This is a genomic window from Syntrophomonas palmitatica JCM 14374, from assembly GCF_001311885.1.
Classification (GTDB): Bacteria; Bacillota; Syntrophomonadia; order Syntrophomonadales; family Syntrophomonadaceae; genus Syntrophomonas_A; species Syntrophomonas_A palmitatica.
The window spans coordinates 64,628-87,431 of the sequence record NZ_BBCE01000007.1 but is presented as its reverse complement, the minus strand read 5'-3'; the positions used below and the strand labels follow the sequence as shown (position 1 = coordinate 87,431).

24 protein-coding genes and 1 pseudogene are annotated in these 22,804 nt (G+C 44.6%); 23 read left to right on the top strand and 2 right to left on the bottom strand.

Translation table 11 applies throughout. The annotated features are described in order from the left end of the window. The first annotated feature begins 82 nt into the window (after nucleotides 1–82). The 19 genes and pseudogenes from mraY (at nucleotide 83) to JCM14374_RS13435 (ending at nucleotide 14,813) form a co-directional block, all read left to right on the top strand. Nucleotides 83–940 carry a phospho-N-acetylmuramoyl-pentapeptide-transferase gene (mraY, locus tag JCM14374_RS05490; protein ID WP_369397310.1) on the top strand — a complete coding sequence of 286 codons (858 nt, stop codon included), beginning with the start codon at nucleotides 83–85 and terminating at the stop codon, nucleotides 938–940. Between the two features lie 74 nt (nucleotides 941–1,014). Next, nucleotides 1,015–1,461: a Mur ligase family protein gene (locus JCM14374_RS15195; RefSeq protein ID WP_278279238.1), complete on the top strand. Its 447-nt coding sequence runs from the start codon at nucleotides 1,015–1,017 to the stop codon at nucleotides 1,459–1,461. 17 nt (nucleotides 1,462–1,478) lie between these two features. Next, nucleotides 1,479–2,120: a Mur ligase family protein gene (locus JCM14374_RS15190; protein ID WP_278279237.1), complete on the top strand. Its 642-nt coding sequence runs from the start codon at nucleotides 1,479–1,481 to the stop codon at nucleotides 2,118–2,120. A 29-nt stretch (nucleotides 2,121–2,149) separates the two neighbouring features. After that, a complete protein-coding gene (locus JCM14374_RS14490; protein ID WP_242848840.1) occupies nucleotides 2,150–2,371 on the top strand; it encodes a hypothetical protein in 222 nt (73 codons plus the stop codon). Between the two features lie 14 nt (nucleotides 2,372–2,385). Next, entirely contained in the window at nucleotides 2,386–3,486 is a 1,101-nt protein-coding gene (gene ftsW, locus JCM14374_RS05480; RefSeq protein WP_054694528.1) for a putative lipid II flippase FtsW, read from the top strand. A gap of 52 nt (nucleotides 3,487–3,538) precedes the next feature. Further along, nucleotides 3,539–4,135, top strand: a complete 597-nt coding sequence (locus tag JCM14374_RS16065; protein WP_242848839.1) for a UDP-N-acetylglucosamine--N-acetylmuramyl-(pentapeptide) pyrophosphoryl-undecaprenol N-acetylglucosamine transferase — start codon at nucleotides 3,539–3,541, stop codon at nucleotides 4,133–4,135. A 49-nt stretch (nucleotides 4,136–4,184) separates the two neighbouring features. Then, nucleotides 4,185–4,643 carry a UDP-N-acetylglucosamine--N-acetylmuramyl-(pentapeptide) pyrophosphoryl-undecaprenol N-acetylglucosamine transferase gene (locus tag JCM14374_RS16060; protein WP_242848838.1) on the top strand — a complete coding sequence of 153 codons (459 nt, stop codon included), beginning with the start codon at nucleotides 4,185–4,187 and terminating at the stop codon, nucleotides 4,641–4,643. A 126-nt stretch (nucleotides 4,644–4,769) separates the two neighbouring features. Continuing rightward, nucleotides 4,770–5,261 (top strand): Mur ligase domain-containing protein, encoded by a 492-nt coding sequence (locus JCM14374_RS14475; protein ID WP_242848837.1) that lies wholly within the window; start codon nucleotides 4,770–4,772, stop codon nucleotides 5,259–5,261. Next, the gene (locus tag JCM14374_RS05470; protein WP_242848836.1) at nucleotides 5,224–6,150 is read left to right on the top strand and encodes a UDP-N-acetylmuramate--L-alanine ligase; all 927 of its coding nucleotides are present in this window, start codon (nucleotides 5,224–5,226) and stop codon (nucleotides 6,148–6,150) included. Before JCM14374_RS14475 ends, JCM14374_RS05470 begins: the two co-directional genes overlap by 38 nt. Nucleotides 6,151–6,179: 29 nt before the next feature. Continuing rightward, nucleotides 6,180–7,424, top strand: coding sequence for a UDP-N-acetylglucosamine 1-carboxyvinyltransferase (gene murA / locus JCM14374_RS05465; protein WP_157048976.1), 1,245 nt, complete (start codon nucleotides 6,180–6,182; stop codon nucleotides 7,422–7,424). Nucleotides 7,425–7,631: 207 nt separating this feature from the next. Next, entirely contained in the window at nucleotides 7,632–8,291 is a 660-nt protein-coding gene (locus JCM14374_RS05460; protein ID WP_172674161.1) for a cell division protein FtsQ/DivIB, read from the top strand. A 20-nt stretch (nucleotides 8,292–8,311) separates the two neighbouring features. Continuing rightward, a complete protein-coding gene (locus tag JCM14374_RS05455) occupies nucleotides 8,312–9,031 on the top strand; it encodes a DUF881 domain-containing protein (protein WP_054694521.1) in 720 nt (239 codons plus the stop codon). A 3-nt stretch (nucleotides 9,032–9,034) separates the two neighbouring features. Then, on the top strand, nucleotides 9,035–9,370 hold the full coding sequence (locus JCM14374_RS05450; RefSeq protein WP_054694518.1) for a small basic family protein: 336 nt from the start codon (nucleotides 9,035–9,037) through the stop codon (nucleotides 9,368–9,370). A 56-nt stretch (nucleotides 9,371–9,426) separates the two neighbouring features. After that, a complete protein-coding gene (ftsA, locus tag JCM14374_RS05445; RefSeq protein WP_242848835.1) occupies nucleotides 9,427–10,680 on the top strand; it encodes a cell division protein FtsA in 1,254 nt (417 codons plus the stop codon). Between the two features lie 18 nt (nucleotides 10,681–10,698). Beyond that, nucleotides 10,699–11,779, top strand: a pseudogene (gene ftsZ / locus JCM14374_RS05440) (cell division protein FtsZ). A gap of 213 nt (nucleotides 11,780–11,992) precedes the next feature. Beyond that, on the top strand, nucleotides 11,993–12,883 hold the full coding sequence (locus JCM14374_RS05435; protein ID WP_054694515.1) for a sigma-E processing peptidase SpoIIGA: 891 nt from the start codon (nucleotides 11,993–11,995) through the stop codon (nucleotides 12,881–12,883). Nucleotides 12,884–12,912: 29 nt separating this feature from the next. After that, nucleotides 12,913–13,608 carry an RNA polymerase sporulation sigma factor SigE gene (gene sigE / locus JCM14374_RS05430; RefSeq protein ID WP_207641597.1) on the top strand — a complete coding sequence of 232 codons (696 nt, stop codon included), beginning with the start codon at nucleotides 12,913–12,915 and terminating at the stop codon, nucleotides 13,606–13,608. Nucleotides 13,609–13,885: 277 nt separating this feature from the next. After that, on the top strand, nucleotides 13,886–14,656 hold the full coding sequence (gene sigG / locus JCM14374_RS05425; RefSeq protein ID WP_054694510.1) for an RNA polymerase sporulation sigma factor SigG: 771 nt from the start codon (nucleotides 13,886–13,888) through the stop codon (nucleotides 14,654–14,656). A gap of 19 nt (nucleotides 14,657–14,675) precedes the next feature. Beyond that, entirely contained in the window at nucleotides 14,676–14,813 is a 138-nt protein-coding gene (locus JCM14374_RS13435; RefSeq protein WP_157048975.1) for a hypothetical protein, read from the top strand. A 21-nt stretch (nucleotides 14,814–14,834) separates the two neighbouring features. On the opposite strand, the gene JCM14374_RS05420 is transcribed toward JCM14374_RS13435, so the two are convergent. Together JCM14374_RS05420 and JCM14374_RS13430 are read right to left on the bottom strand one after the other, a co-directional pair. Further along, the gene (locus tag JCM14374_RS05420; RefSeq protein WP_054694506.1) at nucleotides 14,835–15,836 is read right to left on the bottom strand and encodes a helix-turn-helix transcriptional regulator; all 1,002 of its coding nucleotides are present in this window, start codon (nucleotides 15,834–15,836) and stop codon (nucleotides 14,835–14,837) included. A gap of 20 nt (nucleotides 15,837–15,856) precedes the next feature. Beyond that, nucleotides 15,857–16,135: a hypothetical protein gene (locus JCM14374_RS13430; RefSeq protein ID WP_157048974.1), complete on the bottom strand. Its 279-nt coding sequence runs from the start codon at nucleotides 16,133–16,135 to the stop codon at nucleotides 15,857–15,859. A gap of 451 nt (nucleotides 16,136–16,586) precedes the next feature. Here JCM14374_RS13430 and JCM14374_RS05410 point away from each other — a divergent pair, with 451 nt between their 5' ends. From JCM14374_RS05410 to JCM14374_RS05395, 4 genes are all read left to right on the top strand, one after another. Further along, nucleotides 16,587–16,829, top strand: coding sequence for a hypothetical protein (locus tag JCM14374_RS05410; protein ID WP_054694501.1), 243 nt, complete (start codon nucleotides 16,587–16,589; stop codon nucleotides 16,827–16,829). A 125-nt stretch (nucleotides 16,830–16,954) separates the two neighbouring features. Continuing rightward, nucleotides 16,955–18,610: a carboxypeptidase regulatory-like domain-containing protein gene (locus JCM14374_RS05405; RefSeq protein WP_054694497.1), complete on the top strand. Its 1,656-nt coding sequence runs from the start codon at nucleotides 16,955–16,957 to the stop codon at nucleotides 18,608–18,610. Between the two features lie 5 nt (nucleotides 18,611–18,615). Then, entirely contained in the window at nucleotides 18,616–19,539 is a 924-nt protein-coding gene (locus tag JCM14374_RS05400; protein ID WP_157048973.1) for a hypothetical protein, read from the top strand. Beyond that, entirely contained in the window at nucleotides 19,536–22,799 is a 3,264-nt protein-coding gene (locus tag JCM14374_RS05395; RefSeq protein ID WP_054694490.1) for an S-layer homology domain-containing protein, read from the top strand. The genes JCM14374_RS05400 and JCM14374_RS05395 overlap by 4 nt, the downstream gene beginning before the upstream one ends. The last annotated feature ends 5 nt before the right edge of the window (nucleotides 22,800–22,804 follow it).

Sequence of the window (22,804 nt, the reverse complement as noted above, 5' to 3'; positions counted from 1 at the left end):
GCATGTGGGATAGCGCTTTTGGTATCTCTTATTATAGGTCCCGTTATTATCCCTTTTTTAACCCGTTTGAAAGTAGCAGAACATCCGCGAAGAAGGCCCGCAAAGGCATTACGCTAAAGCAGGAACTCCGACCATGGGCGGAATTATTATAATTACTGCTGTTATTACAGCCAGTTTTATTCTGGCAGGACGGAGTATAGAGACCTGGAGCGCGGTTTTGATTATGATCGCTTTTGGGGGAATCGGTTTTTGGGACGATTATATTAAGGTAGTGTTGAAACGTTCTCTGGGTTTGCGGGCTCGGGATAAACTGGGTTTGCAATTACTGATGGGCATACTATTTTGGGCCTGCCTGGTTTTCTATCTGGATCGTGGCAGTATTATAACAGTGCCTTTTTCCGGCGCAACTTTTGAATTAGGATATCTGTACCTGCCGTTTATCATAATTGTGTTAATGTCATCAGCCAACGGGGTTAATCTTACTGATGGCTTGGATGGACTGGCGGCAGGGGTAACCCTTTTTGTGTCAATTGCGTTTGCTGTGGTCAGTATAGTAACCAAACATTATGAACTCGGAATTTTCTGTGCGGCTCTGGCGGGAGCGTGTATAGGATTTCTGGTCTTTAACCACCACCCGGCGCGAGTATTCATGGGAGATACTGGCTCTATGGCTCTGGGCGGAGCAGTCGCTGCTGTGGCAGCAATAACCGGCAGCGAAATTGCCCTGGTAATTATTGGCGGGGTTTATGTTCTGGAAACTCTAAGCGTTATTATACAGGTGGTTTCTTTTCAAGCTACCGGTAAAAGGGTATTTCTTATGGCTCCCCTGCACCACCATTTTGAACTTAAGGGTTGGAACGAAAGCCAGGTAGTAAGGTTGTTTTGGCTTCTGTCCCTTATTTTTGTCATTATCGGGCTCCTGGGCATTAAACCATTATGATAGAGAAGGAGCACATTTTTTTTCAGCGGAATCTATGTCTGCCGAATCAATTTTCGTTATTAAAGGAGAAAAGTATGGAATTCAATAATAAAAGCGTGCTGGTAGTGGGAATGGCCAGAAGCGGGGTAGCGGCAGCTAAAGCTTTGTGTAAGCGGGGCGCCCGGGTCACGATCTGTGACAAGAAAAATGAAGATGAGCTTAAACAAGCCGTAGAAGAATTAAAAACATTTGCCGTAACCATATGCGCAGGTTATTATCCAGCTGTTGCCAGGGATAATTTTGAACTGTTGGTAGCCAGTCCGGGTGTTCCTTTAGATATTGAGCCGTTTTTAAAGGCCAATGAACAAGATATTGAAATAATCGGAGAACTGGAATTAGCTTATATGATTAAAGCTGATTCTGTAGATATATTTGCTGTTACAGGAACTAACGGCAAGACAACTACGGTATCATTATTAAAAGATATTTTATCCGCAGCGGGTAAAATGTTCAGGCGGCCGGGAATATTGGGATTCCGCTAAGCCTGGTCAGTGATAATATGCAAGAAGGAATTATCGCAACCGAAGTATCTAGTTTTCAGCTTGAAACTATAAAGAATTTTCATCCCCACATTTCAGGTATTCTGAACATTACCCCTGATCATTTGGATCGTCATCACAATATGGAAACCTATATTGAGAATAAAGCCAAAATTTTACAAAATCAAAACGAAAATGACTTCGCCATCTTGAATTATGAAGACCCGGTAATCAGAAACTTCAAGGCGCAATGTCGAGCGGCAGTTATATATTTTTCTACTGATCGTGTTCTCGAAGAAGGAATATTTGTTGAGAATAATTTGATTAAGGCGGTAATGCCTCAAGGATCATGGGAAATTTGTACACTGCAGGAGCTTTCCTTGCGGGGCAAACACAATCTGCAAAACATACTGTGCGCGGTGGCTATGGCACTTGCAGCCGGAATTCCTTCTCAGGACATCGCTCACACCTTAAGGACCTTTCCTGGTGTGCGGCATCGCATGGAAGAAGCTGCCTTAAAAAATGGAGTGATGTATATTAACGATTCCAAAGCCACTAATCCGGATTCAGCTATTAAAGCTTTGGAATCATTTAACGAACCGCTCATACTTATTGCCGGGGGACGTAATAAGGTTCCAGCTTTGCTAAACTGGCCGGCTTAATAAAAGAAAAGGTCAAAGCCCTGATCTTATTGGGAGAAGCCAGGGAACAGATTCGTGAGGCGGTCATGGAGGCCGGTTTTCAGAATATATATGTGGCAGGGGATCTAGCTGATGCTGTTGAACAGGCCCGGCAGCTGGCAAGGGCCGGTGATGTAGTTTTACTTTCTCCCGCCTGTGCCAGCTGGGACATGTTTGACAATTATGAACAACGCGGAGACCTGTTTTGTCAATTGGTCAATAACATCGAATAACTGGGGTGAATACTTTGCGATTAAAAAAAGGTCCGCCTGATTTTGTGCTGTTTGTTACAGTATTGGGACTGTTGGGAATTGGCTTGATTATGGTGTTCAGTTCCAGTGCGGTTACAGCCAATGTGGATTACAAAGATGCGTATCACTTTTTTAAACGTCAGTTATTATGGGCTTTAATCGGCATTGCGGTTATGATCGTAATTATGAAAATAAACTATCTCAGATTAAAGGATTTTGCTGTACCATTGATGGTGATTGCTTTGATATGCCTGCTGCTGGTTGAAACACCTCTGGGTTTAGGCGCCAAAGGATCGACTCGCTGGCTTGGTTATGGATGGGCTCGTTTTGCTCCATCGGAATTAATTAAACTGGCTATGTGTCTTTTCCTGGCCAAAACCATGGAAACCAAACTGCCGCAGATCAAGTCCTTTACCAAGGGTGTTCTGCCTTTCCTGTTAATTATGGCTGTTGTATGCGCTATAATCATGGCTCAGCCTGATTTGGGCACCTCTTTCGTAATAGCAGGGACGGTATTTTTTATGTTATTGGTCGCAGGAGCCAGGTGGTCACATTTGTCATTAATTGCTGTATCAGGCCTGGCGGCTGTCTTTGCGGCCATACAAATGGCTGATTACCGCGCGGAAAGATTAATAGCCTTTCTGGACCCCTGGAAGTATTCCACTGATCAGGGGTATCAGACCATTCAATCACTTTATGCCCTGGGATCGGGAGGGCTTTTTGGCATGGGTCTGGGCCGCAGCCGCCAGAAGTTTTTCTATCTTCCCGAACAGCATACCGACTTTATCTTTGCGATTTTGGGCGAAGAACTGGGTTTCTTAGGAACATCTATAGTGTTAGCCTTATTCCTGCTGTTTTTGTGGAGGGGATTTAAGATTGCAGTAAAAGCGCCCGATACTTTTGGCAGTCTTTTGGCGGCGGGAATTACGATATCAATAGCCTTTCAAGCCGCCATAAATATCGGGGTTGTATGCGGAGCCCTGCCTGTCACCGGAATTACTTTGCCTTTTATCAGTTATGGAGGTTCTTCCTTATTGTTTACGCTGGCCGGGGTTGGCCTGTTACTAAATATATCACGTTATACCCACAATAGTTAAAACCATATAGGCCCGTTAAACCTCCAGGGGTCATAAACAACAGGAGGAAGCCATGCGAATCATTATTAGCGGCGGAGGTACAGGAGGTCATATATATCCAGCTTTGGCGGTAGCCCAGGAGATTTGCCGCCGTAATCCTTCAGCGGATATACTTTATATTGGAACTGCCGCAGGTATGGAAAGTAAAATAATACCCGATGCCGGCCTGGCTTTTAAGACGATTGAAGTTACCGGTATTGACCGCAACTCTATGATTAAAGCTTCAAAATCTCTTATTAGTTTTCCGCGCAGCTTTTTTCAAGCCTGGGATATTATTAAAAGCTTCAAACCAGATGCAGTATTTGGAACCGGTGGGTATGTGTCATTCCCGGTGCTGTTAGCCGGGACGTTTTCTCCTTGTAAAACCTATATCCATGAACAAAATGCCCTGCCCGGCCTGGCTAATCGCAACTTAGCCCGCCGGGTTGATTGCGTTATGCTGACATTTGCAGAAGCGGCAGCGCAAATGGAATCCCGCAGGGTTGTTCTAACCGGGCTGCCTGTGCGTCAGGATATTCTAAAAGTAAACCGTGAACAGGCCTGGCAGAAAATGAGGTTAAAACCAGGTGTTTTTACAGTGCTGGTTTTCGGGGCAGCCGGGGGGCAGTGAGCATAAACCGGGCGGTGCTGGCATCACTGCTAGATTTAAACATGAAGAGATGCAGATGATTTGGATTACCGGCCATAACCATTATGATCAGATAAAATCAGAGTTAAATAACGAGAATCAGCAAAACCACCGTTTTAAATTAGATGTATATCCATATCTTAATAATATACAGGATGCCCTGGCAGTATCTGATCTGACCGTATGCCGGGCAGGAGCAGCAACCATCAGCGAACTTGCCGTACTGGGTTTGCCGTCAATTCTGGTGCCGTACCCATATGCGGCTGAAAATCACCAGGAAAAGAACGCTCGCGCATTAGTCGATAAAAATGCGGCGGAAATGATTATCGATGAATTCCTTGATGGAGATACTTTATATAAGAAAGTTATTAATTTATTGCATAACAGCGAGCGGATGGCTGAAATATCTCAAAACGTACGGAAAGAAGCTCGTCCCAACGCATTAAGGGATATAGTCGATATTATTCTTGAAGTGAGAAGTGAAACGTAATACGGTTTGCATTTCACATTTAACTTTTGCGTTGTGCAAGGACAAGCTAAACATAATGTAACCACTTTTATTAATAATGCATACTATACAGTGTGATGGCGGAAATATTGGCAAGGAGATGGGCAAATGGCCGGAGCAATTGAACAATGGATACACATGGTCGGGATAGCTGGAGCCGGAATGAGCGGGATAGCCCGAATTTTAGCCGAACAGGGCGCCAGAGTCAGCGGTTCCGATTTAAATCAAAATAATGTTACTAAAGCTTTGGAAGCTATAGGAGTCACAATTTATAAAGGCCATGTTCCTTCCAATGTTCAGGAAGGGGTTGATTTGCTGGTTATATCCTCGGCTGTTCCCGAGGATAACGTGGAAGTGCAAGCGGCCAGAAACAGAGGTATTCCGGTAATAAAAAGAGGGCAAATGCTGGCCCGCCTGGTAAATGACCGTAAAACCATAGCTGTAGCTGGAGCACACGGCAAAACCACTACTACCTCAATGATCTACACCGTCTTAAATTCATGTGGACTGGACTACATTTATTGTGGGGGGAGAACTGCAAAATGGTCAAACCGGTGCTCGTTTGGGCCAAAGCCAGTATGCGGTGGTAGAAGCCGATGAAAGCGATGCTTCATTTTTGGAGTTAAAACCCTATTATGCAGTAGTAACGAATATTGAAGATGATCATCTGGATTTTTACCGTTCTGTAGATAACATTCACAAAGCTTTTAATAAGTATATTGATGGAGTGAAAACGGGCGGTTTGGCCGTGGTATATGGCGAAGACGAATCCATAAAAGTAATTGCCGATATGACTCCAACCCGATTAGTAACTTATGGGGAAGCTGAAAATAATGATTATTATTTTCGCAACTGGACCGCAGCGGGTATGGGGTCGGTTTTTGAGATATACCACAACCGGAAGCTGCTGGGTCAAGTCGAATTATCCATACCAGGAAGACATAATGCATTAAATGCCACATCCGCAGTTGCTGTGGCCATGGAAATGGGTCTGGACTTTGCAGCCGTATCAAGGGCTATTAAAGAATTTCATGGGGCAAAACGCCGCTTTGAAGTGATCGGACAGGAAAAGAATATTACCGTGGTGGATGATTATGCCCATCATCCTACCGAAATTCAAGCTACCATCGAAGCGGCCCGCAGCTATCAATCTCAGGGCCGTGTTGTGGTGCTTTTTCAACCCCATCGTTACAGCCGCACCCAATTGTTGGGCAAACAACTGGGAGAAGCTTTGGCTGCCGCAGATTTAGTGGTTGTTACCGATGTTTATTCTGCCGGTGAGAACAAAATACCGGGGATTGACGGATCGTTGGTTGAAAAAGCTGCGCGCCATGCTGGAGCCTCCAGCGTATATTGTTCATCATGGCAGGAAGCAGAAAAATACTTGATCAGCGAAATCAGAAATAATGATTTAATCATAACCATGGGCGCGGGGGATATATGGAAAATGGGACCCCAGCTGTTGGAAAAATGCCAGTGTAGTGTGTAACAATAATGAGACCCGGTGGAGGTGTCTTTTTGGATAGTTTCTTTATCAGAGGCAACAAACCCCTGCAAGGTCAGGTAACTATAAGCGGTTCAAAAAATGCTACCCTTCCTATAATGGCAGCGAGTTTGCTTTCTTCAGGGGAAGTTATACTTACCGGCGTACCCAACCTGGATGATATTAGCGTCATGTCCGAGGTGCTTACTACCCTGGGGGCAAAAGTAACCAGAGAAAATGATGTTCTTATTATAGATGGAAAAGACGTAAATTCATGTGAGATTCCAGAAAACATATCCCGTAAAATGCGGGCTTCCAATCTGGTAATGGGCGCCCTGCTGGCCCGCTTTGCACAAGCCAGGGTTGCCTATCCCGGCGGATGCGCTATAGGAACGAGGCCGATGGATTTACACCTGAAGGGTTTCCGCAGTTTGGGTTATGATATCCGGGAAGAGTACGGATTTATGGAGGGCAAAGCTGATAAAATTGGGGGAAAGGAGATATTGCTCGATTTTCCCAGTGTAGGTGCAACAGAAAATATTATGATGACCGCAAGTCTTACCCATGGTACAACTATAATTCGTAATGCGGCTCGTGAACCGGAAATTGTTGATCTGCAGAACTTTCTAAACCGTATGGGGGCCAAGATAAGAGGCGCAGGCCTTGATACCATCAAAATAGAAGGGGTAAAACACCTGGTTGGGGTTGAGCACAAGGTAATTCCGGATCGGATTGAAGCAGGAACATTTATGGTAGCAGCTGCTATTACCAGGGGAGACGTATGGATCGAAAATGTAGTATCTGAACATATTCAGCCCTTAATATCGAAACTGCGTGAAATCGGAATAGAGATTATACCGGGAAGTTCTGGCCTCAGAGTTATAGGCAGTTCTCAGCCTCGGCCTACTGATATTAAAACTATGCCTTATCCGGGCTTCCCCACTGATATGCAGGCTCAAATGATGGCTTTTCTGGCAACGGTAAAAGGAACCAGCATAGTGGTTGAAACCATTTTTGAAAACCGTTTTATGCATGTTCAAGAACTGAGACGTATGGGGGCCAATATCAAGGTTGAAGGCAGAGTGGCAATAGTTAAGGGCGGCAGGCTGCAAGGAGCATCAGTAGAAGCTACAGACCTGAGAGCCGGAGCAGCTTTGATACTGGCCGGATTATTTGCTGAAGGGGAAACGGTAGTCAGTCACATCGAACACATTGACCGTGGCTATGACAGCATCCATGAAAAACTACAGGGAATAGGCGCGGAAATTAACAGGAAATAGCGGAATAACATATATTCAAACCTGTATCCCATCTCCAATTTGCTAATGATTTTGCCTATTATTTCTGCTATAATCATCACAGTTATTTTGGGGATGGGAGATTGCAATGAGTAAAAATCCGCCGGGCCGACGTTTTTTAAACTCTCCCTCTTTTTATTACTGGTTTTCTTCTGCCTATATTTCTTTTTGCATAGTGCTTTTTTTAAGGTGGACAAGATCTATGTATCTGGAGCCAGGCAGGTTCCAACTAAACAAATAATTCAAATGGCCGGGATAGTTCCCGGAAATAATATATTCCTGGTTAATGAAAAGACCTGTACGCGTGCGGTTGAAGTTCACCCCTTGATCAAACACGCTGCTCTGATCAGGCATTTGCCTCGTCAAGTGGAAATAAAGGTTGATGAACGGAAAATATGGGCACTGGTTCCTTTTAAAGATGCCCTGCTGTGTATTGATAATGAAGGAATTTGCATCGACAAATCGCTTGCTTTTTCACTGGCCAATTATCCGGTTATAACTTATAGCCGTATGCCTGCAGAAATTGGTTTGGGACAGGCAGTAAATCCTGATGAAACCCAGATGATTTCTAAACTTTGGTCAAAGTTATCCCCGGCGGTAAAACAGAATATTTCTGAGTTTCACTATAATAACAGCACCAAGGAATTATTAATTTATACTGTATCCGGTACAGAGATCAGGTGGGGCGATAAGAGCCGTGAAGATGAAAAACTCTCTCATCTGACTCAGGTAGTAACCAAACTAGAAAAGACGATAGCGAATCAGGGCAAAGATTCTTTAGAATATGTAGATATTCGTTTTGAGGGAGAGCCTGTTTTGAAAACCAGGGCATCAGAAGCTAATAATTGATTTTAGGAGAAGGTGATATCATGCGTACAAAAGGTGCCCAGATAACTATTGCGTGTGTATGCCTGGTTTTAGGTATTATGCTGGCCATTCAATTTCGGACTACGGCTACCTATACCCCGGATTATTCTACCGCCCAGGTGGACGACCTGGCTTATAAGCTGAAATCAGTAACCGAAGAAAGGGATGCTCTGGCAGAAGAAGTATTGTCATTAAGGGAAAAATTGAAAAATGTCCGGGAAAACAACCAGGCAACAGCTGATTTACAAGATGAAGTTCAAAAGAGCAGCCTTTTCGCAGGTATCTTACCGGTGGAAGGCAAAGGCATAATTCTGACTGTGGACGATAACCCGCGCACCCTGCAACCTGGAGAAAATCCGGATAACGTAATTGTTCATGACCGGGACATTTTGTATCTTGTCAATGAATTAAAAGCCTCAGGCGCGGAGGCTATAGCTATTAATGGAGAAAGAATTACGGCTATGTCAGAAATACGCTGCGCCGGTACGCAAATACTTGTGAATACTAATCGCATTTCAACTCCTTTTGTATTTAAAGCCATCGGCAACCCGGACATGTTGGAGAATGGTATGAAAATTAGGGGCGGATGGCTGGAAACTATGAGTATAATGGGATTTCAGACCCGTCTGCAGAAAGCAGACAAGCTTGAACTTCCTGCATACAACGGACGAATAAAGTTTGAATACGTAAAACCTTTAGAACTTGAAAAGAAGGCGGAATAAACTATGTGGTTGCTGGTGTGTTTCTGTTTGTTGGTCGGTTTGCTCATAGGTTTCCAAATGCCTTTTTTAATACCGATGGTTTATGCCAAATATATGTCTATTGCGGTACTGGCCGCTTTGGATTCGGTTTTTGGCGGGATTAGAGGCTACATGGAAGACGGTTTTGACAACGTTATTTTTATCAGCGGCTTTGTGGTTAATACCCTCCTGGCAGCGGGACTGGCCTACCTTGGAGATCGCCTGGGGGTTGAACTGTATCTGGCGGCGGTAGTCGTTTTTGGAGTCCGCATATTCCAGAATCTAGGAATTATTCGTCGATATCTATTGAAAAAATACTAAATAAAAATTTGCGCAATTAGAGGATTCAGCCATTCTTTGTGGTATCTATACAAAAAGTGGAACTAGCTGGGGAGTGTTTTATTATTAGCAAACGGAAAACAATTGTATCTCTTGATATCGGCAGCAATAAAATTAAGGCTGCTGTGGCTGAAGTATATAACGGTCAGGATTTAAGCATTTTAGGCATCAGCCAGGTACCTTCAGCCGGAGTAAAAAAAGGGCAAATTGTTGATATTGAATCTAATGCCCGGGCCATAGATACTTGCTTAAATGAGCTGGAAAGGCTGAGCGGGGTGGAAATATTAAGCGCCCTGCTTGGTTTTTCCGGAACCAGTGTGGCCGCGCTGAATAATCACGCGGTGGTAGCAGTGAGCAATCCGAATTACGAGATAAACCAGGACGACAAGGAAAGGGTATTGCAATCGGCGCGCAGTATAGCGCTCCCGCCTGATAAGAACATTATTCAAACCATTGAGCGGCAATATATTGTAGATGGTTTTGATGGGGTGAAAGATCCAGTAGGTATGGTAGGCAGCAGGTTAGAGGCTGAAGTCACCATAGTTATAGCTGCAACCGCGGCTATTCAGAATATACAGCGCAGCGCTGCGCGCATCAATCTCCATATTAATCAGGTTGTTTATAATCCGCTCCTGGCAGCGGAAGCCGTGCTTTCCCCCACAGAAAAAGAGATGGGGGTTATTTTGCTCGATATCGGCGCGGGAACTATTGAAATAAGTGTTTTTCAAGAAGGTTCCCTGTCTTACACCGCGGTGATTCCCGTGGGGGATGAATACATAACCAAGGATCTGGCTATTGTTTTAAGAACGTCTATGGAGGAAGCGGCCAGAATTAAAGAAACAAGCGGTGTAGCCGCTCCCGCTATGGCATCTGATGAAGTGACTGTCAGTGTTAAGAACCTGCAAGGCAAGGATGGCAAACAAGTGTCACAGCAAATGATCGCCGAGATCATAAATGCGCGCCTGTTGGAAATAATGGAAATGGTATATGAGGAGTTACAGCAATTTGGGGATTGGGACAAAATTCCCGGCGGGATTGTGGTAACTGGCGGCGGAGCAGAACTAAACGGTTTATGCGAATTTATGGAACTTACTTTTAATGTTCCGGTACGCCTCGGAGTTCCTGAAAACGTAAGGGGTATAGCCACAGACGTAAACCGCGCTCATAATGCGGCCGTATTGGGAGGATTGCTTTTTGCGGCTCGTAATGCGTCCGTTAATTATCAGGAATCAAAAGGCCTGACCGATATATGGACCAGGCTTAATGATTGGTTTAAAGATCTATTCAGGTAAGGCGGAGGAGGTTTTTTAATGCCCTTGGATTTTGAGAATGATACCCAGCAATTCGCGGAAATCAAGGTTGTTGGGGTCGGTGGAGGAGGAAATAATGCGATTAATCGCATGATTGAAGCCGGTCTTAAGGGAGTGGAATTTGTTGCGGTCAATACTGATGCGCAATCATTACACCTTTCTCAGGCGGAAAAGGTTATACAGGTAGGCGAAAAATTAACCAAAGGTCTGGGCGCGGGAGCCGACCCGGAAACGGGCAGGAAAGCGGCGGAAGAGACCTCTGAAGAACTGAAACGGGCTTTGCAGGGTGCTGATATGGTTTTTGTAACTGCAGGTATGGGAGGGGGGACTGGAACCGGCGGGGCGCCTGTAATCGCTCGCATAGCCAAAGAAATTGGCGCGCTTACTGTAGGTGTCGTAACCAGGCCTTTTACATTCGAGGGGCGTAAACGCCACCAACAGGCGGATAACGGTATCCAATTACTAAGGTCAGAAGTTGACAGTCTGATTACTATACCTAATGACCGTCTTTTACAGGTTGTGGACAAGAATACCGGATTTAATGATGCTTTTCGGATTGCTGATGACATATTGCGGCAGGGCGTTCAGGCATATCTGACTTAATTGCTGTGCCTGGCATTATAAATTGTGATTTTGCTGATGTACAAACCGTTATGAAAAACACAGGCTCGGCTCTTATGGGTATCGGTAAAGCCAAAGGTGAGAACCGGGCTGCTGAGGCTGCCCGTATGGCTATATCGAGTCCGTTGCTTGAGACTTCTATAGAAGGGGCTCGGGGGGTGTTGTTCAACATAACCGGGGGCAAGGATCTTACCTTGTTTGAAATTCAAGATGCTGCCGAAATAATTCATCAGGCCGCCGACCCTGAAGCGAACATAATCTTTGGTGCTACTATTGATGAAGATCTGCAGGATGAAGTCAGAGTTACCGTAATTGCCACCGGCTTCAATGCTTCGCGTCCTGCCGTCTCCAGGGAAGAATCCAAAACCAGAGGGCGGGGAATCGAATCACCCCTGTGTTTGCAGACCGGGTAGATAAGAGTGATGTAGATATTCCGCCGTTTTTGCGCCGGGGCAAATAGAAGAAAAACATTTTCAGGAACCGAGATATATTATCCCGGTTCCTGTTTTTTTTGTTTTTATAAATATTGATACAGGGGGCAGATTAGACAGATTCATACCATTAGCTTATGGTACAATTTGGAAAATATATTTATGCGCTGTGAGCATAAACATTAATTGATGCTTATTAGGGCTTGTAATAAACATGGATGTGATAGTGCAGGAGTGATTAAGTGCAGGAACCCAGAGTATATATTGATATCACTTTTATAACTAATTTTTGCATGGACTTTATTATCCTCTGGGCCACAGCACGTTTAATTAAATTAGAAATCAGGTATATGAAATTAACCCTGGCAGCTGCGCTGGGGGCTGTATATGCCTGTATATGCCTGTTCCCCCATTGGAAAATTGTCGGCAGTTTGCCGGTTAAAATATCTGTTTCGATTATTCTTTTGCTTATTGCCTTGTACCCCTTAAGTTACACGACCTTCAAAAAGGCCCTGTTGTATTTTTATATTATTAGTTTCAGTGCTGCTGGGGCCGCCCTGGCAGCTCCATACCTGTTTGATTCTGCTGGCCATGTATTTCGGTTTTCATATTTATGGCTTTTAGCAGCCGGGGTATTTGTGCTGACTGTTGGTATTGCCGGAGAGAAGTATCTGAAAAATCACTGGCTTCCAAGTATATTGCAATATGATGTTGAGATGCGTTTTGATGATAAGCGCTGTCAGGGCAGAGGTTTCCTGGATACAGGTAATTCACTGCGTGATCCCCTGACAAATCAGCCGGTGCTGGTAGCTGAATATGAACTTCTGCAGGAATACTTGCCTGAGGATTTCAGACGAGCTGTGGAAGAAAGCAATAATGAGCAGGAGGTCTTGGATGCGGTCACTTTAAGCAGTTGGGCGCATCGATTAAGACTTATTCCATTTCAATCTATCGGCAAAAAGAATGGGGTTCTTCTTGGGATACGTGCTGATGAAATCACCCTGGCCAGTGGCAGAAAAAACATCTCATACCGTAACCTGGTAATTGGGCTGTACCGGGATAAACTGAGCCGTGACGGCAGTTTCCGTTTGTTAATACCAGCCGAGGTGATTAATAGAATACAGGAGGGATAAAAATGAGATTAACCGGTTACCTGTGGAAAATGAAAATGTATCTTTTGCGTTTTTATTTACGGAGAAAACACCCGCAATATATTCATTACATAGGATCTACCGAGGTTCTCCCCGCGCCATTGCAAGAAAAAGAGGAAATGGGCTTAATTACCAGATTAGGTCAGGGCGATATGAGTGTTAAGGCTGCGTTAATCGAACATAACCTGCGCCTGGTAGTATACATTGCCAAGAAGTTTGAGAACACGGGAATTAATATTGAAGATCTGGTTTCAATCGGCACTATTGGTTTGATAAAAGCCGTAAATACTTTTGAACCCAGTAAGAATATAAAACTGGCCACTTATGCTTCGCGCTGCATCGAAAATGAGATCCTCATGTATCTGCGCCGTAATTTGAAAAACCGTGTGGAAATATCGTTAGATGAACCGTTAAATGTTGATTGGGATGGAAACGAATTGCTCTTGTCTGATGTATTAGGAACTGAAGGGGATATGATATATAAGAAAATTGAGAGTGAAGTGGAGAAAAACCTCCTGCATCAGGCTATGCACAAACTCAGTAACCGCGAAAAAACCATTATTCAACTGCGTTTTGGGCTTGGTGATGTCGCAGAGAAGACACAAAAAGAAGTGGCTGATATATTAGGGATTTCTCAATCGTATATCTCCCGTCTGGAAAAACGTATTTTAAAACGATTGCAAAGGGAAATCAGGAAAATTGAATAATTTGGGTATCATTAAGCTCCTGCATCAAGATAATCAACATTATGAATTCATGTAAAGTTAAAAAAGGAAAGCTGCCTATTCTGCCCGTTTATTCAGCCCTGCCATTGCGGCGGGGCTATTTTAATTGCACAGGATATTATGCTGGGCAAATGTTGATAATGTATTCGGGCGGCAGGGCAATCTCAAGTGTCATGGCTGCGAAAACCCTCCTATCGAATAAAATTTTCAAGAAACGTAAATAATTTAAAAAAGCATTTAATGGGGAAGGAGCTGTTTCGTGATCAACAAAGTTGAAATCTGCGGTGTAAACACTTCAAAGCTTCCTGTTCTCAAAAATGAAGAAATGCGTGAACTTTTTAAATCCATGCAATCCGGGAATAAGACTTCACGGGAAAGGATTATTCAGGGTAATTTACGCCTGGTTTTAAGTGTGATACAAAGATTCAGCAACCGGGGCGAGTGTGTGGACGATTTATTTCAGGTTGGGTGTATTGGGCTTATTAAAGCTATAGACAATTTTGATCTCAGCCAAAACGTTAGATTTTCTACTTATGCGGTCCCAATGATAATAGGAGAAATCAGGAGATATTTAAGAGATAATAACGCTGTGCGGGTGTCGCGTTCATTGCGTGATATTGCTTATAAGGCTTTACAAGTCAGAGAAAAACTGGTTTTGGATAAGTCGGCGGAACCTACGGTAATGGATATTGCTCGCGAGCTTGATCTTCCCCGCGAAGAAGTGGTTTTCGCCCTGGATGCTATCCAGGAACCGGTTTCACTTTTTGAACCCATCTATAATGACGGCGGCGACCCTATTCTGGTCATGGATCAGATAAGTGACGATAAAAATACGGACCAGCTCTGGCTTGAAGAGATATGTATCAAAGAAGCGATGAAAAAACTCAATGACCGGGAAAAAAATATTGTAGCTTTAAGATTTTTTGCCGGTAAGACCCAGATGGAGGTAGCTGATGAAATCGGCATCTCCCAGGCACAGGTTTCACGTTTGGAAAAAGCGGCTTTAAAGCAATTGAGAAAGTATGTTTAGGAAAAGGAGCTGTTTGGTAGTGGGAAAGAATCTATTTTTCATTATATTATGTGCTGCGATTTTAGCTTTGCTCATTCCCATCACTTCCAGCTATTATCACAGCGAAGAAGCCTTTACTCCCGATAATTTAATCAAGGTAAATGTTGTGACGCAATAAATCAGCATCAATCCCGCTCGGCTACATGTCAAGCGGGGATTGATAATAATAGGAAATAAGCTGGGTCCTGTTTTTAGTGCTGGTTTTTTTGAGTAAATTGCTTACATGGGCTTTTACAGTTCGCTCGGTTATATATAGGTTTTGCGATATTTCGGAAAGGCTTTGCCCGTAAAGCACAAGTTCAAGCACCTGCATTTCTCTGTTGGTTAGAGCATAATGTGCGGCAAAATCGGCGATCTTTTCATGATGTTTAGTACCATTGGCGGGAGAATCATCAGCCGGTAAATCTTCTTTTACACTCTGCATATTCGTTTCACGCAGTTTTTCGAAAAGCATTAATATCAACGGTATTGAAGCAATAGAGATAAGAACGGCTATAACAAATATAGAAATAAATCCATAAGGGTGTATCAGATGGCAAAGAAATATCCCTGTTGGTTGTAAGAGCAAAGGTACAATAAAACCGGCTGCAATAATCAGCATCTTCCTTTGAAAACGAAGTGCCAGGTTGAAAAATAGAACTTTAATGGAAATATCATATGCCGCCAGACTTGCCTGCGAAATAGCGATGCTAAAAAAGGCCGCCAAAGCCTGCTTTGTTGCTATTTGGAGAATCAGGGCGGCGATAATCATAGCTATAGACCAAAACATAATGGTATGCCATCCTGTTTTATCACATAGCCACCCCATAATAAGAAAGGTAAGGATGGGAAATAAGCGCGTAAAGAGGTTGCCGCCTTTATTCCAAAATTCAGGGGGCGCGGCTCCATGAAGGGCAAAAGCCAGATAAAACAGGAGTGCAATTAATATTATCAAAGACAATATGAGAGTAGTTTTACTCTTTTGCTGTGGTTTAGCTGCTTTGAAGGAATACAATTCAGGCCGGGGATCATTACTGCGAAACAATAAAATAAATAAAACTAACCCTGTAAGTACGTAAATAAAAACCGTAAAATACATTTTTGCATTAACAAAATCATTATTATGAAATAGTATGCCAAAAAATATTAATTGAAACGCCATAGCGATGCTAAAAGCTATGCCTAGTGCAGTACCTGTTGCTTCATGGGTATGTAAATATTTATAAGCATAAGAGCGCAGTTTGGTATTATTCCGGAAACCAGACCTGTAACTGCAATTACTACCATAAAAGGCATATTGGGGATAAGAATCAGGGAACTGATTAAAAAGGCCACGACAATCGAAAAACCAATGATAAGGATTTTTAAAATACTGTATTTGCCCTCCTGCCGGCAATCAAAATATAAGGCGGATAAAAAGAACCCAACGGCCTGGCAAATGGGGAAAAGGGTGTTACTCAATATTATATTGGCCGGCCCCATATGTTTTACAATTATTAAATGGGTTACCCAACCCATGCTTTGAGACCAGATGCAATACAATATGATTGGTATAATATAGAGCACATTACAAACTTTACAACCCATTGGCCCGACTACCCCCACCGCAAAGCGCTGCAAAAAACACTCCTCTATGTAATCCGTTTTTATAATTTTATAGCAAATAGTTTTACATTTCCTGCATAAATAAATAAGTTTTCAGTCAGTTTACGGCAAAACTGTACCTTTGTACAATATATAAATACGGCATAATTATGTATCCTCTTACTAAAACCTATTCCTTTTCCTTCAAATATTTAAATTAACAGACTCGTCTGACATTTTAATATTGGCTTGACTAAACGGAGGTGGTTAAAAGAAAGCTGCATTTTAGGCCAGTATCTTCATGCGATTTTCGAGGGGAGATGTATATGTGAAGCTGATTTACTGTAAAAATGGCTACAGGTTTAAGAGATTAGTTTTACTGATATTTGCAGTTACAGTATTTGCAGTTACCCTGGCTGTAAGCCTTTTACCGGGTAAAGCCCTGGCCGACCCGGTGATATCTGAAGGTGATACCTGGATATCCTTTCAGGATGAGACCGACCACGTTTCTTATACCGTTACAGTTGACCCCGCATTCAGCGGCCTGCCGGGGACCATCCCGCCACGCTGACTATTCAGGCCGCCAGTAAGGATGGAAACGAGATTGTATGTGCTTATAAAGCGGGGACATTATCGGGAGACCTGTTTAGTGACAGCGGGACAACATACGGGACGGCAGGAACACCTGCAGCCAGCATGACCGTTAACCTGACCTCTCCCGGCTGGGTTTATGCCGGCTGCAAATCAAGTGATTTGGATGGTAATCCTGTAACTGCAAGCATTAGTTTTCAGCTCCCCCTGGAGGGAGGAAGCGGTTCGGGTGTTGTCAGCCTGGCTGGAACCACCGTAACCGCAAGTGTTTACAGTAAAAACGCGCTTAGTGACTGGACGATTAATCTGAAACCTGCCCAAGCCATATCAGTTAAGAGCGGGGACAAATTAAGTCTGCAGGCTGCCGGAACCATGTTCCATGTCGTCAACCAGGCGGTTTGTGTTACAGATACCGTAACTGGCTTAGAGCTTTCACCTCAGTGTGTATATACAGACGGCAAACCTGACACCCTAGAAATCATCTTTAATAATACTGCTGCGGTTACCATACCGGCTACGGGAGTTGCTCTGAAGATATGTAATGTGGTAAATCCAGGCAGTGAACAGGGTGCGGTTTGTACCACTACACCGGTTGTAAAGCTGACCACTGCTCAAAACAGCGGTCAGACAAACGCCCCACAATTGTCATTTACAGATTCGACTTTAAGTTTAGTGTTATCGAAAACAGTTATCACTGTCAATCCCGAAGGTAAAGTGCTGGACGGTCCACTTTGCGTAACCGTAAAACTTAATGACAGCGCTGGCAATCCTCTTAATCTGAATAAACAGGTTAAGATACGGGTAAAAAATGCCGCAACTACTTCACTTAACGGTATAGCCGGCAGCAATGCTTGGAACAACCTATCGCTTGCGGCAGGTACGGGAAGCTTTAATATAGACCAGATTAAAGACAGTGCTGTTGCCGAGGGCAGCTTTACCAGGACTATTGAGGCTCGGCTGGCCGATAATCCTTTTGTCACTTCTGAGGCAGATTTAAAAGTTACATACCTGAATACCTGCAAAATCAGCGGCAAAATAGTGGACAAGGAAACAAATCAGCCCGTGCCTGGTGCCAGAATAGAAGTACGGGACAGCCAGGATAAAATTTTGGCCTTGTTCTATTCGGGCGGCGACGGCAGTTTTGCGACGGTAGTCCAGGCGGGCAGCAGCGGCAGTCTGGCTATTAGCAAAGAAGATTATGCAACTGAATATTTTTCATACTCCTCTGCCGATGCGGCAGGCAATGCTTTTGCGATGGGGACAGTTAAAATAGAACCTTACGCTTTCAAGATAGACATATCTTATGGTTACAGTGCTGCTACCCAGACGGGGCCGGCGGCTCCGATTGCGCCCGACAATGGCTATGGTCCGTATAGTGACCCCTATATTCAAAAAGGCAGTATAAAGCTTTATCCCGACCAAAGAAACGGCGTAACCTGTTATTTCAGATCGGGGAAGGGTGTTGCCCGCGGCGATACTGTAAATGTGGTACTGCCATCCAAAACTAATGGGATGTTGAATCTAACCAGGTCTTTGACCATAGGTGCAGATTACGGCATAGAAAACAAAGTGGAATTTGTGGATGTGGAAAAAGGTTTTGCAGTCATCATGGCCGCTGACAACCCTGCAGCGAGTCAAGGTGAAAATCTGGTAGGCCGGATTTACCAGACTGATAATGAACCGGTTTTTGAATTAAAGCCCGGTCAGGTATTTACATATGGTAAAAAACCGGGGAATTGGAGAATGGTCGCCATGACGTGATAGTTATGTGTAAGGAAGCAAGTTCATTGCTGCCCCGGTTTCTTGATAACCTGAGTAGTTTCGGACTGGTTGAGGGAGTGGATTATAATAAGTATTCAATTAACGTTGCTGACGGCAATATTTCCGCTCTGACCGTTGCAGCACCTGTAAGCCCTAAAAGGACGGTTTTAGACAGCGACGGTACTACAATTTATGCAAAACCTGCCTATAATTTGCCGCTTACTCCTTTGGTGGTGAAATACAAGCTGAAACCCGACTACCAGGTAAATACCCGTAAAATCTTGGTGAGCCTGCCCGACGGAGTAGACTTTACCAGTGATTGCGGGGTATACAACACCCAGGAAAGAAGCTTTGCCATTGGTTACCAGTATGATGCTGCTCATAAACAGCTAGCTATTGAGACCAACCATTACCCCTGGTATAATCTTGATTCATTTGTTTTTACCGTTAAAGTAAGTCCAAATGCCCATGGAAAGCTTGCAGCTAGTTTGCAATATTGTATAGTGGGGAGCGGAGTTGATACCGCGGAAAATATAGGGACTGCAGAAATTGCTGCTCCGCAAATCAGCCTCTCCGGTCCCTCCGCAACCAGCACCGGAGAATTACTTGTACGGGGTACGGCTATTCCCCAGGCCCTGGTTGCATTTTACGATGGTGATACTAAACTCGGCGAGATAAATGCTAATAAAGCCGGCAGTTTTGAAATGATGCTTGTTCTAAGCAATCCTGCACCCGGCTCCATACATTATCTAACGGCACAAACCGGGAGCGGTGCTGAAAAACAATCCTCGCCGGTTTTGGAAATCGTCTATCAGCCCCTTTTGCCCAAAATAACCAGGCTATTGTACCAGTCCCCAGGGTGTAATCCTGTTGAATTGATTGGACCTAACCGGCCTGACTGGCTTGTCACTTCCTGGGAGATAATATGAGTTTTGCGGTGGAAAGCAGCGACGATTCCAAAATTAACAAGATGTGGGTGGTTATCGCTAACGGCGACGCCTATAATTCCGGAGGCCAGCCCATGATCGTGCCTGCTTTTTATGATGCAGCCAGAAAGCAATGGCTGACCGGGAACTTCAACGGGCATCTTAATGAATTCAATCCAGGACCGGTATCCGTCCAATTCACCCTTAATAACTATATAGCTGAACCTATAGAGATGAAACCGCTGCCGGCTAATTATTTCAGCAATCCCTACCAGTACATGGGGACAACGCAAGAAGCATATTTGGAATCTCTGCCCCCTGAGATAAAAAATGGCGGTGTCAACATTACCCGGATGGGAACGAGCGGCTTTAAAGCCGACATTACACTGGCGGACACAGCGCAGAGTAAAATAACCTATACGTTTGATCTAGGTACGCCGCCTCTTATCAGCCAACCCGGCGGTGTCACCGAAGAAAGGCTGGTGCAGAAGGGCTTCCACAAGCTGGCCGCGGAAGGGGGCGGGAGTATATATATAAAGGAAACTGTAAATGGTGAAGAAATAAAAGATTTCATCGCCAATGACCGTCTTTCTTCCCTGCCCGCCGACAGTAAGTTAAATATAGCCACGGCCTGGTTTGTTTTTCCGGCGCAAAAGGCCGCAGGGCTGCGCGGCGTCAGCGGTACGACGATTCCAGCTGCAGACGGAGGCATATATTATAACCTGGGAGGAGAAAACAACATTTATTATCCTCCGCAGGGCGGTCATCATTTCTCCTATACAGGTCAATCGGCTGGAGCCTGGGGGGAAACCCTTTATTACCAGGCGCCGGCCAAGCAACCTGACGGGAGTTACCAGAACCAGTACTACAAGTTTAACGGTATTAAAAACGGCTGGGAAGCAGTGGCGCCGGAAGATCTGCCGGATGATTTCGCGGCTCACAACAGCCCCATAGCAGACAGCGATATGGTGGGTGCAGGCGCTAACTGGCCAAACAGCTTCGGAAGTCAATCCGATAGCGAAGCGAACTTTACTGAAACAGTGCAATATACTGTACAAACGACTGCCGATACCGTTGCTGGCTTGGCCGAGGCTGAATGGACCGCCAGCGCCAATATTCCAGGAACAATACTGCAAACAGTCACGGCCGGTATGACTATACAGGAGCTTAACCAATATATGAAACTGCAGATTGAGACCATGGAAGCCATGAAAAACAGGAAAACCGGTACGGGAACACTTTGTTATGCAATGCTTACCGATAAGGAACGAGTAGATTTTGACAACCTGTTACAGAACATGCAAACTCGTAATGAGGAACTGCAGAAATTTTTGCATCAGTATAGCATCTATAATTCCCTTCAAGCAGGCTCGATTGGGGCTGCTGCCACCCCGGCAATTGGCACTGTGTTAGGACTTGGAGCCATGACTCCGGGGGTTAATCTGGTAGCTGCGACATTAACTGGAGGACTGGCCCTAACCGGCACGCTTTACAACTGCATTGTGGGCGACAACCAGCTTGACAATTTCCGCCAGTCAGCACAACAATTCACTGAACTAAACAATGCCTGGGCTAAAAAATTCTATCTGATGTGCGGAAATGTTTATAACAGTCCGGCTCAAACCAATCCTGCTTTCGTGATTGATCCCAGTGGTTATGCTTACGAGGGCATGAAGACAAACCCTGTAGCGGCAGCGCGAGCCGAGTTATGGCGGGCTGATGACATCAGCGGGGAAAATGCCCGTCTCTGGTCAGATGCGGTTGATTATGGACAACTTAACCCCCAGAACACTTTGGATTCCGGCTGGTATCAATGGGATGTACCGGCAGGGTGGTGGCAGGTGCGCTTGACAAAGGCGGGTTATGAAGCTGCCCAAAGTGAATGGCTCCCCGTACCTCCGCCTCAGCTTGGCGTGAACATATCTATGGTTTCCAAAGCCCTGCCCACAGCGGCCCTATCTTTTGACCAGACATCTAAAAAATGCCGGATTGAATTCAGCAAACCCATGATGATAGATACAGTAAAAGCCGCGGTATCTTTAACCGCAAATGGAGTGAAGGGAATTAATCTCACGCCACTGAATTCGGAAAATGAACTAGCCAGGACTTTTGAGGGATGCCCCGTCAGCGGTGTTTATTTGGCCAATACGACTTACACGTTGACCTTGACCACATTAGCGAAAAGCTATGCGGGTGTGGCCCTGGACAAAGAATATACGATATCGTTTATTACCAGTGGCAATTTCCCAAACGGCAGTTCTGCAAGCGATAGCGGCAATGCCAACAGCCCTGTTCCGGTTCTGCAGGCTGACCAGCCTGCCGGTCAAAAAATTACTGTGCTAGGCGGTACGGTCAAAAATAAAGATGGATCAGTTTCTCTGGTCTTTCCCGCCGATTCCCTTAGTAATGAAGGCCAGGTAAAAATCGTTGAGTTAAACGCGGATTCCGTACCTCCATTAGGAGAATTAGTAGCCGGCAGCAAGGTATTTGATATAAATATTGAAAATGCGTCACTGGTGAAACCGATTTCCTTAACCATACAATATAATCGAGATATATTAAAAAAAATGAGTGCTGACCAAATAAGCCTCTACTACTGGCATACATTGAGAAACCAGTGGATTGTATTGGACAGCAAGGTTGATGTAGTGAACGGGCTGGTTACAGCTCCTGTAACCCATTTCACCAAATTTGCGGTGCTGGCTGACAGTAAATTACCGGTTTTCACTGATATTAATAATCACTGGGCCAAAGCTGATATTTTACACCTGGCGGGGATGAAAGTTACCGGCGGTTATCCTGACCACACCTTCAGGCCGGATAACAGAATAAGCAGAGCAGAATTTGCCAGGCTGCTGGTTACAACCATGGGTTGGAACACTGATTCTGATAATCTGAGCTTTAAGGACTCCTCACAGGTGCCTGCTTGGGCCAGAAGCTATGTCGCTGCTGCAGCAGAGAAAGGCGTTATCAAGGGTTATGAGGATAATACCTTCAGAAGCGAGCAAAAAATCAGCCGGGCTGAGATCGCGGTAATGATAGTTAACGCGCTAAACAAAAAAGATAAAAGTACAACAAGCGGGTCAATAAATTTTGCGGATGGTGAATCCATACCTTTGTGGGCCAAGGGTTCCGTGGCGGCTGCGGCTGATTTGGGTATTGTTGCCGGAAAGCCGGGAAACATTTTCGCTGCTTCTGATTATGTTACGCGTGCGGAATCAGCGGCAATGCTGGTCAGGATGCTGAGGGTTCTCGGTATTTAAGTGCA

Coding starts and splice junctions, on each gene's coding strand:
- JCM14374_RS15190 (WP_278279237.1), top strand. CDS start 1,479: ATGCAAGAAGGAATTATCGCAACCGAAGTATCTAGTTTTCAGCTTGAA.
- JCM14374_RS16060 (WP_242848838.1), top strand. CDS start 4,185: ATGCAGATGATTTGGATTACCGGCCATAACCATTATGATCAGATAAAA.
- JCM14374_RS05405 (WP_054694497.1), top strand. CDS start 16,955: ATGACCGTTAACCTGACCTCTCCCGGCTGGGTTTATGCCGGCTGCAAA.
- sigE (WP_207641597.1), top strand. CDS start 12,913: ATGAAAATGTATCTTTTGCGTTTTTATTTACGGAGAAAACACCCGCAA.
- JCM14374_RS05395 (WP_054694490.1), top strand. CDS start 19,536: ATGAGTTTTGCGGTGGAAAGCAGCGACGATTCCAAAATTAACAAGATG.
- JCM14374_RS05455 (WP_054694521.1), top strand. CDS start 8,312: ATGCGTACAAAAGGTGCCCAGATAACTATTGCGTGTGTATGCCTGGTT.
- JCM14374_RS16065 (WP_242848839.1), top strand. CDS start 3,539: ATGCGAATCATTATTAGCGGCGGAGGTACAGGAGGTCATATATATCCA.
- JCM14374_RS05450 (WP_054694518.1), top strand. CDS start 9,035: ATGTGGTTGCTGGTGTGTTTCTGTTTGTTGGTCGGTTTGCTCATAGGT.
- JCM14374_RS14475 (WP_242848837.1), top strand. CDS start 4,770: ATGGCCGGAGCAATTGAACAATGGATACACATGGTCGGGATAGCTGGA.
- JCM14374_RS05400 (WP_157048973.1), top strand. CDS start 18,616: ATGTGTAAGGAAGCAAGTTCATTGCTGCCCCGGTTTCTTGATAACCTG.
- JCM14374_RS05420 (WP_054694506.1), bottom strand. CDS start 15,836: ATGGCGTTTCAATTAATATTTTTTGGCATACTATTTCATAATAATGAT.
- JCM14374_RS15195 (WP_278279238.1), top strand. CDS start 1,015: ATGGAATTCAATAATAAAAGCGTGCTGGTAGTGGGAATGGCCAGAAGC.